The following is an 11,956-nucleotide window of genomic DNA, read 5'->3' as shown; positions in this document are numbered from 1 at the left end:
TCGATATAACTCTTCAACGACCAGTGCCTACCACATCATCTTCAATGAACATCTTCTTTCAGGTAGGACTTAAAATTTTCTTTAAAGCGATTTAATCTAGGAATAGATACATTTCTGATATAGCTGTTGTTTGGATTCCGCCTTTCGTAGTCCTGATGATACTCTTCGGCCCTATAAAACTTTTCAAAAGGTGTAACCTCAGTAACTATACTACGGTCACCATATACGTTTTCGGCTTCCAACTTGGCTATATAATCCTGAATGATTTTCTTTTCCTTATCATTCTTGTAAAACGCAATGGAACGATACTGTGCTCCACGGTCTGGACCTTGTCTGTTCAATGAAGTTGGATCATGCGAACCAAAGAAAACCTGTACCAATTGTGTGAATGATATGGTTTCTGGGTCGTAATATACTTCTACAGCTTCGGCATGATGCGTCCTACCATAGGAAACTTCTTCGTAGGTGGGATTTTTTTCGAACCCACCGGAATAACCAGAATATACTTCCTTAACGCCCTTTACGCTTTCAAAAATGGCTTCAACACACCAAAAGCATCCACTGGCAAAATAGGCGGTCTTGTATTTTTGAAGTTCTTCTGAGCTCAACTTAGCTATAGAATGGTTTTCGGACTCATTTGTTTGAGCTACTTCTTGATTGTCGGATTTGTTCTTGGGTTGACAACTTATTGATGCCAACAGCAGCAGAATTAAAAATGGAGTTCTCACAGATTTCATTTTAGTTTCTTCTTTAGTAGTAATAAGATACCAACAATTACTTATATAGCCGTTAAAAAATGTTAATCATCGTCTATTGGACGGATTGAACGCCAGCATTGGCGGAGTATCAAAAACGTAGGAAACAACCAGTAACAACTCAAGTTGGACTACATATATATAATCTTTTTCTTACAAATAAATTATTGCCTTTCAGTGGGTTACAGATGAACTGCAAAGCGGATTATCGATGAAATGCACATGCGTTCGGTATGTTGTTCTTGGTCCCCAAAACGTTCATCGTAGATAAAAAACACTTCAACCGAAAAAAAAATATTCACCGACGGAAAGGTGTCATTGAGCGATAGAAATCGAGTTGGGTTTGTAAGCGAAAGTAATTTTACATCGTAAAGCAAACAGAACAAATGAAGACAATTTTCACCATCATCGCAGTAACTTTTTTCGGAACTATGGCTTCCGCACAAGATCTTTCCAAGGAAGTTAAAGTGGATGTACCAACAATGGGTGTTGAGTTGAAGGTTGAATTCGACCAGACAATCAGAAAGGATAGAAAAACGGCCAGACTTTACAAGTTCAAGAACTCCCGTATCAAAAAAGAGCTTTCTTTTAAGACTAAGAAGGACGGTGCAAAATTAGCTTAATTATGATGTTGGATGTACTGATTCCTTTTGGGGTGTCCCTAAGTATAGCGTTTGTATTGGCAAGCATTGCCTTTTCCTTTAGGGAGAGGAGATTTTAGAAGTTTAAGTTTATTTTGGAAATAGGTAGGAATGGTCGGTGCAAGCCGACCTTTTCGTTTTTCGATTTATTGGTCTACCGAATTGAACTGTTCTATCACTTCTTCAAACTCAATGGTGTAGTGTGTCCCTTTTTTATCGTAATCCCTGGTAATGGTGCCCCTAAGCTGTCGGGCCAAGTTGTAGATGAGCTTTAGTCCCAAGGAGTTGGATGTTTTAGGATTGATTTCCTCAGAATACCCGATACCGTTGTCCCCAAGGTGCATTTTATATCTATTGTTCCCAATTTTTTCCACAGAGACATGAATCTCACCATTTCGGACTTCGGCAATTCCATACTTTAAGGCGTTGGTGATGGTTTCGTTAATAATCAGACCTAAAGGAATCACGGTGTCAATGCTCAACTTGTAATTGTTGATGTCCAGATTGACTTTCACATCATTTACGCTACCCTTAACCGACCTGACCAAATAGTCACACAGTTCTTGAACGTAGGGTTTCAGTTCTATTTTGGATAGATAATCATCGCGTTTGTAGAGCATTTCGTGTACCATGGCCATGGATACCACCCTGTTTTGGCTGCTTTTGATGATGTTGCTGATTTTGCTATCATCAATGGATCTTGATTGAAGGCTCAATAGGCTCGAAACGGTCTGTAGGTTATTTTTAACACGATGATGTACTTCCTTCAACAGTATTTCCTTTTCGTCTATACGTTCCTGAATCTCATTGCGGGATTTGTACAACCTATGGTGGGCACTTAAAAGGTTCTTACCAAATACTCCTCCCAACAAGTACACAGCGAACACGGCACTCAAGTAGGCGAACCAGTCGCGTGATTCCAATGGAATTGTATTTTCGGAAATCTTGAAATCACCCGTGTCATATAGGAACAAAATGGTAAGAACGGACAAATTTAAAATAAGGTACAATTGACCGAAAACTTTAGTGGTCACATATCCGGCAAACACTATTATGGCCAAAACAAAAACGAACGGGCTCTCTATGCCTCCACTGTAAAGTGTGATTACAATTGCTCCCAACATGGAAAGAATGGAGGTCAGGTTGTAGGTGAGCACCAGTTTTTCATGTTGTTTATAAAGAAGTGTGTTCAATAGATTGATGACTGCGTAGCCCCAAAAAGTATAAGGAACAATACCATCTATACCCAACAAGAAGTAGCATGCCAATCCAAAGATGGCAGCAAAGAAGGAAGAATTGTAATTTACTTTAAGTATCAAAGTAACCTTGTCTTGTATCCTATATGTATCCTTGCCAGGACTTCTCATATGCTGCGTGTGAATATGCCTCTATCACAAAAAGGTTGAGCGGTGTGATAGAGTTGCTTAATGGGGTGTTTTACGGTGTAAATCTAACTATGTTTTTGATATAAAAAAAGTGGCAGCTTTAATAACTGCCACTTTAGGTTTCTATTTGGGGCGGATCAGTCGTTGACCAAGACCCATTCTCCTTTCTCTATAAGGGGTTCGGCCTGTTTGTATTTTACCGTTTTGCTTTCCCCGGACATCACATTTTTAATGGTGACCTTTTCATTTCTACCGATTTTCGGTTTTTCCCTGACAATGGTTTCCGTTACCTGCTGTCGCTGTCCTTGAGTTTGTCCTGCAGCTCTGTTCCGTGCGGCCAATTCATCGCTGTTCGGAATTTCTTCCTTTGAGGTTTGAATGTTTTCCTTGGGTCTACGGACATTTCTGGCTTCCTGAATCTGAGAGGTGTTCTCCGATGGCAATTCTCCTTTAAATAAGAAGGATATTACTTCACGGTTTACTTTATCGATCATTTCCTTGAAAAGTTCAAAAGCTTCGAACTTATAGATCAACAGGGGATCTTTTTGCTCGTGAACGGCCAATTGCACGGACTGTTTCAATTCGTCCATTTTACGCAAATGCGTTTTCCAAGAATCGTCGATGATTGCCAGTGTGATGTTCTTCTCAAAATCCGTGATCAACTGTTTTCCATCGGTATTGTACGCCTTTTCTAAATTGGTCACAACGTTCAAGGACTTGATGCCGTCCGTAAATGGAACTACAATACGTTCAAACTTGTTGGACTCATCTTCGTACACCTTTTTGATGACTTGGAAGGCAACCGTGGCACTACGCTCCATTTTTTCTTTGTAGTACTTATAGGCCTCGTCGTTGACTTTATTGGCAATCTGCTGAAAGCTCAATTTTTTGAACTCGTCTTCATCAATAGGTGATGTAATGGAGAAATATTTAATGAGCTCAAATTCAAAGTTCTTGAAATCATCGGCCATTTTATTGGTTTCCGCAATGGCTTCAGAGGTATCATAGATCATGTTGGCGATGTCCACCTTTAGGCGTTCACCTTCCAATGCGTGTCTTCTTCTTTTGTAGATAACCTCACGTTGGGCATTCATAACATCATCATACTCCAACAAACGCTTACGGATACCGAAGTTGTTTTCCTCTACTTTTTTCTGTGCGCGCTCAATGGATTTGGTCATCATGGAGTGCTGGATGACTTCACCATCTTCCAAGCCCATGCGGTCCATCATTTTGGCAACTCGGTCAGAGCCGAATAAACGCATCAGGTTATCTTCCAAAGAAACATAGAACTGGGAACTACCAGGGTCTCCTTGTCGTCCGGAACGACCTCTCAACTGTCTGTCCACACGTCTAGAATCGTGGCGTTCTGTACCAATAATGGCCAAACCACCTGCTTCTTTTACTTCGGATGATAATTTAATATCGGTACCCCTACCGGCCATGTTGGTAGCAATGGTAACAATACCACCTTTACCGGCTTCAGCAACAATATCTGCCTCTTTTTTATGAAGTTTTGCGTTCAATACGTTGTGAGGAACCTTGCGGACGCTCAACAATTTGGACAACAATTCCGAAATTTCAACGGAGGTAGTACCGATTAATACAGGTCTGCCGGATTGCGACATTTTTGTTACTTCGTCGATGATGGCATTGTATTTTTCACGTTTGGTCTTGTAGATCAAATCTTGCCTGTCGTCACGGGCAATGGGTCGGTTGGTCGGAATCTCCATCACATCCAACTCGTATATTTCCCAGAATTCACCTGCTTCCGTTACCGCTGTGCCCGTCATTCCTGACAGCTTACTGTACATTCTAAAGTAGTTCTGTAGGGTGACTGTCGCAAAAGTCTGGGTCATGGCCTCGATTTTTACGTTCTCCTTGGCCTCAATAGCTTGGTGAAGCCCGTCCGAATACCTACGACCGTCCATGATACGACCAGTTTGCTCGTCCACGATCATTACCTTGTTGTTCATCACCACATACTCCACATCCTTTTCGAACAGGGTGTAGGCTTTCAACAACTGGGTCATGGTATGGATGCGTTCACTCTTTACGGCAAATTCTTTAAAGAGGTCTTCCTTGAGTTCAGCTTCTTTTTCAATCTCGAGGTTTTGGCTCTCGATTTTGGCAATTTCACTACCGATGTCGGGCATCACAAAAAATTCTTTGTCCTGATCGGTAGAGATGCTTTCTACCCCTTTATCGGTCAATTCAATTTGATTGTTTTTTTCATCGATAACAAATAATAGGTCTTCGTCCACTTTTGGCATTTCCCTATTATTGTCCTGCATGTAGAAGTTTTCGGTCTTTTGAAGCAATTGCTTGACCCCTTCTTCACTTAAAAACTTGATGAGTGCCTTATTTTTAGGAAGTCCACGGTGAACCCGTAGCAACAAGAAACCACCTTCCTTAGTGTTGCCTTCCTTGATAAGTCTTTTGGCTTCTGCCAAAACGCCGGTTAAATGCTGACGTTGTTTTTGGACGATATCCGAAACCTGTGGCTTAAGTTCATTGAATTCATGACGGTCTCCTTCAGGAACCGGACCGGAAATTATCAAAGGTGTACGAGCATCGTCGATCAATACCGAATCCACCTCATCAACAATGGCGTAGTGGTGCGGACGTTGTACCAAATCATCTGGAGTGTGCGCCATATTGTCGCGGAGATAGTCAAAACCAAATTCGTTATTGGTCCCGTAAGTAATATCGGCGTTATAGGCTGCCCTTCTTCCATCGGAGTTGGGTCGGTGTTTGTCTATGCAATCCACGGAAAGCCCATGGAACTCGAACAATGGAGCCATCCAGGCGCTATCCCTTTTGGCCAGGTAGTCGTTTACCGTTACCAAGTGGGCACCTTTACCGGCCAAGGCATTGAGGTAGAGTGGGAGGGTAGCTACCAAAGTCTTACCTTCACCTGTCTGCATCTCGGCAATTTTTCCTTGGTGCAGGGCAATACCCCCGATAAGCTGTACATCGTAGTGTACCATATCCCAGGTAACTTCTTTTCCAGCGGCATCCCATGAGTTTTGCCAAACCGCTTTGTCGCCTTCCAAGGAAACATAATCCTTATCGCCGGAAAGCATTCTGTCGAATTCACTGGCCGTAACGGTTAAGGTTTCGTTGGCCGCAAATCGTTTTGCGGTTTCCTTTACCACGGCAAAGGCTTCGGGAAGTATGTTTTCCAAAGTCTTTTCTGAAACTTTATAAGCTTCTTCGTTGAGTTTGTCGATTTCGGAGTAGATTTCTTCGTTACGATCAATGTCGTTCGAATTTTCCACTTCTTCTTTTAGCTCGGCAATTTTATCGTTGATCTCTTTACAGTCTTCAGCTATTCTTGCTTTAAAAGATGTAGTTTTTTGTCTCAGTTCATCATGTGACAATCCTTCAAGTTGTTGCTCAAAGGATTTTATCTCTTTTACCAAAGGTTGTAGGGACTTTACATCCTTCTCCGATTTATCTCCTACAAAAACCTTAAGTACGGAATTAATAAAACTCATGAAATGTTTTTTCTTTTGATTGTCAAAAGCCGTTCCATTGATGGGATCACGATGGAATTCTTTGGCCAGGCTGTCAAAATTACATAAAAAAAAGCCTCAAATGAGACTTTTTAACGTGGTTTGTGTTTTCGGATCTAATATTCATCCTCGTTCCAGAGGTAGTCCTCTTCGGTGGGATAATCGGGCCAAATTTCTTCTATTGACTCATATATCTCGCCTCCTTCTTCCTCCATGGATTGTAAATTTTCTACAACTTCCAACGGCGCTCCTGTTCGAATGGCGTAATCTATCAGTTCGTCTTTGGTTGCTGGCCAAGGCGCATCACTTAAATATGAGGCTAGTTCTAAAGTCCAGTACATAGTAACGGTTTGATTTTAAATTTTTTGCAAAAATAATTTTTAAACTCAATCTGCCAAGTAAAAACACCATTATTTAAAAATTATTTTATTGTTGACAAAACATTTAGGGCAAAAAAGCGATTTTGTCAGTCCAACTTCTCAGGAATCCATTTGACCTCTTTGGCATTTAAATCTTTGGACAATTTGCGTGCCAGAACAAATAAATAATCGGAAAGTCGATTAATATAGGATAAAACGTTCTCCGGCACCGGCTCATTCTCATGTAAATAGGAAATCATACGTTCTCCCCGTCGGCAAACCGTTCTGGCAATATGACAGTATGACACGGTGGTGTGCCCTCCTGGTAGTATAAAATGTGTCATTTCCGGAAGGCTTTCGTTCATCTTGTCCATTTCCTGTTCCAAAAGCTCAATATCTTCGGAACTTATGCGGGAAATCTTAAGCCTTTTGTCCTTTTTGGGCTCTGTGGCCAGTATGGAGCCCACGGTAAAAAGCTTTTCTTGGACAAGGGAAAGTGTTTTTTTGGAATGTTCATCCATATCCTGGTCCCGTAAAAGCCCTACATGTGAATTGAGTTCATCAATGGTGCCATAACTTTCAATGCGGACGTGATGCTTGGGAACACGTGTGCCTGTAAATAACGATGTGGTGCCCTTGTCCCCAGTTTTGGTATATATCTTCATGGTATCAGTTATCAATGTTCAATAATCAATTAACAATAGTAATTGTCCATTGCACATTGTTTATTGCTCATTGTTTTTATCTCGTTGACGCTTTCCCTCCATAAACTTGCGGGACTTTCTACGCTTTGTCGCTTTCTTGTTTCTGAACAAAATAATCAGATAGATAAGTCCCAAAACGGCCAAGATGTACCAAATGGTGTTATCCGTAGCTATATTTTCCATAACCTAAAATTACCGTTTTAAATTCGAATCGTGAAATGTTCCTTTACCTGTTCCCTTCGGATGGAAATAAGTCCGCAATGATACATATCTATGCTTACGGTGATTTCAGGTAAGGCAATCAAATACTTCCATTGGTCCAAGGTTTCCTTGTTTTTATACATAGAGTCAATCAAGATAAGGCTATCGTTGTGCAATTTTCCTTCGGAATATATTTTTTGAAATAATAGCACGTCTATTTCATCCACAAAAAGAATGTCAACAGGGTTTTCATCAAATCGAACTTTGGGAAAAGTCTGTTTGACCAATTCCGTAGTCTCAACATTATTTTTAATACTGACTATTTCAAAACCAAAATAACCGATGGTCTTGAGTAATGTATTGATGCTTTTGTTCTTGTGAAGTCTTTTTCTGGAATAGAGGCATTTTGTCACATATTGGAACACAAAAGGGGAGTGCACACCATGCTGATTGTTGGATTTGGCTAAAAAGTTTAAATATGAAGTGAATCGGAACCACATTTTTATCCTTCTAAAATGGAAGAAAGCTCGAACCAGCGCTCTGTTTTTTCTTCGATGGCATCGGTTACTTCTTTAAGTTCAATGGAAAGGTTGGCAATTTCGTCCCCATCCATTTCTGGGTCTGTAAACTTGTTTTGCAGCACTACTTTCTTTTCTTCCAATTTTTGGATATCCTTCTCCAACTGCTTGTATTCCTTTTGCTCTGAATAGGAAAGTTTGCCACCACTCGTATCCCGCCAATTGTTTTCCGTTTTTTCTGAAGATGTGGTCTTGTTTTCGCGTTCCTCTATTACTTTACTGCTCTCGTATGCTCGATAATCGGAATAGTTGCCAGGAAAATCTTCAATAACACCTTCCCCACGGAAAACAAATAGGTGATCTACGATTTTGTCCATAAAGTAACGGTCGTGGGAGACCACGATCAAGCATCCGGGAAAATCCAATAAGAAGCTTTCCAGTACGTTCAACGTAACAATGTCCAAATCGTTGGTAGGTTCATCCAGAATCAGGAAGTTCGGATTTTGAATGAGCACAGTGCATAAATACAGTCGTTTACGTTCCCCACCACTTAGTTTTTCAACAAAATCGTATTGTTTTTTACGGTCGAAAAGAAAACGCTCCAAAAGTTGCTGCGCGGAGATTTGTCTTCCCTTTTTTAAGGGGATGTAATCCCCGAACTCGCGAATCACATCAATAACCTTTTGACCTTCTTTATCCGGGATTCCCTTTTGGGTGTAGTATCCAAATTTTATGGTGTCACCAACCACGACTTTTCCGCCTTCCACATCTTCCCGTTGCGTAAGGATATTTAAAAAAGTTGATTTGCCCGTTCCGTTTTTCCCAATAATACCCACGCGTTCCCCTTTGGTGAAGTTGTAATCGAATTTGTCCAAGATGGTTTTGTCCCCGTAGGATTTTGAAATATTGTGCAGTTCCAAAATTTTGCTGCCCAAGCGCTCCATGTTGAGCTCTAGCTGTACCTCGTGCTCCTGTCGGCGTTTGTGGGCACGCTGTTTTATCTCCGCAAAATCATCAATCCGGGATTTTGATTTCGTTGTACGTGCCTTGGGCTGCCTGCGCATCCAATCCAACTCCTTTTTGTAGAGCATTTTGGTCTTTTGTTGCTCTACGGCTTCCCGTTCCATCCGGGCATCTTTTTCGTTCAGATAGTACGAGTAATTGCCTTTATATGTGTGCAATTGGTTGTCGTCCAGCTCCAAAATCTCATTGCAGACCCTATCCAAAAAGTAGCGGTCGTGCGTTACCATGAACAGCGTTATGCTTTCTTTGGCAAAATATGCTTCCAGCCACTCGATCATTTCAAGGTCCAAGTGGTTGGTGGGCTCGTCGAGAATCAATAAATCAGGTTTGTTGAGCAGGGCATTGGCCAAGGCCAAGCGCTTTTTTTGTCCGCCAGATAATGTGCTGACCTTCGCATCGAGTTTGGAAAGCTGTAACTGAAAAAGGATTTGTTTGTATTGCGTTTCAAAATCCCAGGCATTTAAGCGCTCCATGGCTTCGAAAGCTTTTTGGTATTGCTCTGTATTATCGGGGTTCTCAACGGCCCTTTCGTAATTGGCAATTACTTTTAGGATTTCATTGTCCGTGGTGAAAATGGTTTCCTCAATGGTCAAATTTGGATTGAGTTTGGGTTCCTGCTCCAAAAAGGAAATTTTGATGCCCTTGCGCGTAGTCACCTGACCGGTTTCGGAGGTGTCCTTTCCCGACATGATATTGAGAATGGAGGTTTTGCCACTTCCGTTTTTGGCAATCAGGGCTATCTTTTGGTCTTTATTGATTCCAAAGGAGATATCGGAGAAGAGCACCAGCTCCCCATACGATTTTGATATGTTTTCGACCGTTAATAAGTTCATGGATGTTGTTTGTGGGCCGACCTATAATTTGGAATACCTGATGATGTAAAGGTATCGAATGGCCAGCGTCAAAAGTAATGGAATAACTACAGGGGAAAAAATCTGAACCTTGAGTATCCAAAGCAAAAGCACTATGCCCATTGCCCCTAGGGCCGCCCACAAGTATTTTGGAGCCCATTGAGGTATGTTATCTTGAAAAACCAAGGCAAAAGCAACAATCGCGTTGGTGGGAAATGCCCATAAAATATTAAAATTATATGGGGTGGACGTGTGGTCCGCCGCCACCCAGAGCAAAAAGAGAAAGGTCCCTGCCAATCCCGATATAAATAGCAACGAAAAGTCCAGCCAGCGGCTACGAGTTTTGTGTTTGTGATCAAAATAAGTGATAATCGCCGTGAAAGCCATCAACATCAAAAACCAAAAAAGTGGTGAGAGCGGAAAAAAGCCCTGTTGAAGGTGTTCGCTATAGTCCAAAATGGTCCGCTCCCTTTTTACCAAGGGCTTTCCGTTAAGGGAGGTGTGCCTTAGTTGTTCCATAGCATAGTAGGGCAAAAACATATGTTCCTGTACCGTTGCCTTTCTGTCCACAGGAGAACCAAAGGCGAGATCAATGCCGAACATGGACCATGTATTAACGGCCATAAACTGGCGTACCAGTTGCCGAAAGGTGTATTGCTTGTCAAGATAGGAGCCATCAAAAACAATGGCATCCCCAAATTGTTCTTTTAAAACATCGCCTGTAATGCTGGAACAATTGTTCAAAAGCGGGTCATACAGGTAGTCCCTGTTTTCGGGCAGATAGTTTTCTTCAAAAAAGGCAAGGAGCTGATTGCGTTGCTGCAGATTGAGGTCCAAGATCTGCTCTTTTACCCATCTTTTTTCCAATTCGTACTCATAGAGGAAAGCTTCAAAACTTCTGCGGGAAAGAGAATAGATCATTCTGCCCTTGGTGAAGTTGAGGTAGAAGTTAGGTTGATCAAAATCAAAAGTCCCGTAATTATAGACCACATCTATTCCGAGTGCCGGGTCTTGCACGCGAAAAGCGCTATGGCCAAAGGCATAGTACAATTCGTCGCCTGCGGCACAGGTAAGCAGGCTTACTTGTGCATTTTCCGTGAGTTGTGGAGCTTGGGCAAAAAGGAACTTCCCAATAATGAAGCAAAAAAATAATAGATGGAGCCTTCGTCTCATTTGTTCTGTTGTCAGAACAAATATCAGAATAAAAACGACTCGGCCTACTATCCGTTGTGTACAGTTTGATTTTTCCTTTATTTTTACGGAAATCTAATTTCATGAAGTCCTACATTCCCAATTTTTTAACTCTGCTTAATGTGTTGAGCGGTTGTATTGCCACGGTATTTGCAGTGCTCAATCATTTGGAATGGGCGGCCCTTTTTGTATTTATCGGGATTTTCTTTGACTTTTTTGATGGTCTTGCAGCGAGACTACTTGGTGTACAGAGTGAAATAGGGGTGCAGTTGGACTCTTTGGCCGATGTGATTACCAGTGGTTTGGTGCCTGGAGTGGTTATGTTCCAGTTATTGAGCATGGCCGAACGGGGAGGTTGGAATCTTGGTTTTATTGGGCATGATGCAGAAATTACACTGTTGCCTTTTGTCGGTTTTGCCATTACCTTGGCCTCGGCCTACAGATTGGCCAAATTTAATGTGGATGAGAACCAAGTATCTTCTTTTGTGGGGCTGCCAACACCGGCCAATGCCCTTTTGATTCTTTCGATGCCCATGATTCTCCTGTATCATAATAACGAGGTGTTGAACAACATAATCCTAAATCCATGGTTTTTGGTAGTTTTGACGGTTTTGAGCTCGTATTTGCTGAACTCGCCCATCAAACTTTTTGCCCTAAAGTTTAAAAATTGGAGTTTTAAGGATAATGGCATTCGCTATTTGTTTATTATTGGAAGCTTGGTTTTGTTGTTGACATTACAGTTTTTGGCTATACCGGTGATTATACTTTTTTATGTTTTGGCTTCTTTATTGATGCCTTCCGAGAAGTAGG

The 11,956-nt window shown here is 41.5% G+C and carries 11 protein-coding genes; 2 read left to right on the top strand and 9 right to left on the bottom strand.

The window, feature by feature from the left end; genetic code table 11:
- Positions 1 to 41: 41 nt before the first annotated feature.
- On the bottom strand, positions 42 to 737 hold the full coding sequence (msrA, locus tag GUA46_RS10945; protein WP_176620514.1) for a peptide-methionine (S)-S-oxide reductase MsrA: 696 nt from the start codon (positions 735 to 737) through the stop codon (positions 42 to 44).
- Between the two features lie 404 nt (positions 738 to 1,141).
- Here msrA and GUA46_RS10940 point away from each other — a divergent pair, with 404 nt between their 5' ends.
- A complete protein-coding gene (locus tag GUA46_RS10940; RefSeq protein ID WP_176620513.1) occupies positions 1,142 to 1,378 on the top strand; it encodes a hypothetical protein in 237 nt (78 codons plus the stop codon).
- Between the two features lie 164 nt (positions 1,379 to 1,542).
- Here GUA46_RS10940 and GUA46_RS10935 read toward each other — a convergent pair whose 3' ends face one another.
- From GUA46_RS10935 to GUA46_RS10900, 8 genes are all read right to left on the bottom strand, one after another.
- Complete coding sequence (locus tag GUA46_RS10935; protein WP_176620512.1) at positions 1,543 to 2,763, bottom strand: sensor histidine kinase; 1,221 nt, start codon at positions 2,761 to 2,763, stop codon at positions 1,543 to 1,545.
- Positions 2,764 to 2,918: 155 nt separating this feature from the next.
- Positions 2,919 to 6,281, bottom strand: coding sequence for a preprotein translocase subunit SecA (gene secA / locus GUA46_RS10930; protein ID WP_176620511.1), 3,363 nt, complete (start codon positions 6,279 to 6,281; stop codon positions 2,919 to 2,921).
- Between the two features lie 134 nt (positions 6,282 to 6,415).
- Positions 6,416 to 6,640, bottom strand: a complete 225-nt coding sequence (locus GUA46_RS10925; RefSeq protein WP_013551418.1) for a DUF2795 domain-containing protein — start codon at positions 6,638 to 6,640, stop codon at positions 6,416 to 6,418.
- 125 nt (positions 6,641 to 6,765) lie between these two features.
- Positions 6,766 to 7,323, bottom strand: a complete 558-nt coding sequence (locus GUA46_RS10920) for a cob(I)yrinic acid a,c-diamide adenosyltransferase (protein WP_176620510.1) — start codon at positions 7,321 to 7,323, stop codon at positions 6,766 to 6,768.
- A gap of 60 nt (positions 7,324 to 7,383) precedes the next feature.
- Positions 7,384 to 7,545: a hypothetical protein gene (locus tag GUA46_RS10915; protein ID WP_176620509.1), complete on the bottom strand. Its 162-nt coding sequence runs from the start codon at positions 7,543 to 7,545 to the stop codon at positions 7,384 to 7,386.
- Between the two features lie 17 nt (positions 7,546 to 7,562).
- Complete coding sequence (locus GUA46_RS10910; RefSeq protein ID WP_176620508.1) at positions 7,563 to 8,063, bottom strand: hypothetical protein; 501 nt, start codon at positions 8,061 to 8,063, stop codon at positions 7,563 to 7,565.
- A gap of 2 nt (positions 8,064 to 8,065) precedes the next feature.
- Positions 8,066 to 9,937 carry an ABC-F family ATP-binding cassette domain-containing protein gene (locus tag GUA46_RS10905; protein ID WP_176620507.1) on the bottom strand — a complete coding sequence of 624 codons (1,872 nt, stop codon included), beginning with the start codon at positions 9,935 to 9,937 and terminating at the stop codon, positions 8,066 to 8,068.
- A gap of 21 nt (positions 9,938 to 9,958) precedes the next feature.
- On the bottom strand, positions 9,959 to 11,128 hold the full coding sequence (locus GUA46_RS10900) for a lipoprotein N-acyltransferase Lnb domain-containing protein (RefSeq protein WP_218109543.1): 1,170 nt from the start codon (positions 11,126 to 11,128) through the stop codon (positions 9,959 to 9,961).
- 101 nt (positions 11,129 to 11,229) lie between these two features.
- On the opposite strand from GUA46_RS10900, the gene GUA46_RS10895 reads away from it, so the two are divergent.
- Positions 11,230 to 11,955 carry a CDP-alcohol phosphatidyltransferase family protein gene (locus GUA46_RS10895; RefSeq protein ID WP_176620506.1) on the top strand — a complete coding sequence of 242 codons (726 nt, stop codon included), beginning with the start codon at positions 11,230 to 11,232 and terminating at the stop codon, positions 11,953 to 11,955.
- The last annotated feature ends 1 nt before the right edge of the window (position 11,956 follow it).

The sequence above is a fragment of the Flagellimonas chongwuensis genome (assembly GCF_013376415.1).
GTDB classification, from domain to species: domain Bacteria; phylum Bacteroidota; class Bacteroidia; order Flavobacteriales; family Flavobacteriaceae; genus Flagellimonas; species Flagellimonas chongwuensis.
Note: the sequence above shows the minus strand (reverse complement) of the source record. Positions and strands in the feature narration are given on the sequence as shown.

What these genes read in the sequence shown, in the direction of transcription:
- GUA46_RS10895 (WP_176620506.1), top strand. Translation starts at nt 11,230, where the DNA reads ATGAAGTCCTACATTCCCAATTTTTTAACTCTGCTTAATGTGTTGAGC.
- GUA46_RS10920 (WP_176620510.1), bottom strand. Translation starts at nt 7,323, where the DNA reads ATGAAGATATATACCAAAACTGGGGACAAGGGCACCACATCGTTATTT.
- msrA (WP_176620514.1), bottom strand. Translation starts at nt 737, where the DNA reads ATGAAATCTGTGAGAACTCCATTTTTAATTCTGCTGCTGTTGGCATCA.
- GUA46_RS10910 (WP_176620508.1), bottom strand. Translation starts at nt 8,063, where the DNA reads ATGTGGTTCCGATTCACTTCATATTTAAACTTTTTAGCCAAATCCAAC.
- GUA46_RS10905 (WP_176620507.1), bottom strand. Translation starts at nt 9,937, where the DNA reads ATGAACTTATTAACGGTCGAAAACATATCAAAATCGTATGGGGAGCTG.
- GUA46_RS10900 (WP_218109543.1), bottom strand. Translation starts at nt 11,128, where the DNA reads ATGAGACGAAGGCTCCATCTATTATTTTTTTGCTTCATTATTGGGAAG.
- GUA46_RS10915 (WP_176620509.1), bottom strand. Translation starts at nt 7,545, where the DNA reads ATGGAAAATATAGCTACGGATAACACCATTTGGTACATCTTGGCCGTT.
- GUA46_RS10925 (WP_013551418.1), bottom strand. Translation starts at nt 6,640, where the DNA reads ATGTACTGGACTTTAGAACTAGCCTCATATTTAAGTGATGCGCCTTGG.
- GUA46_RS10935 (WP_176620512.1), bottom strand. Translation starts at nt 2,763, where the DNA reads ATGAGAAGTCCTGGCAAGGATACATATAGGATACAAGACAAGGTTACT.
- GUA46_RS10940 (WP_176620513.1), top strand. Translation starts at nt 1,142, where the DNA reads ATGAAGACAATTTTCACCATCATCGCAGTAACTTTTTTCGGAACTATG.
- secA (WP_176620511.1), bottom strand. Translation starts at nt 6,281, where the DNA reads ATGAGTTTTATTAATTCCGTACTTAAGGTTTTTGTAGGAGATAAATCG.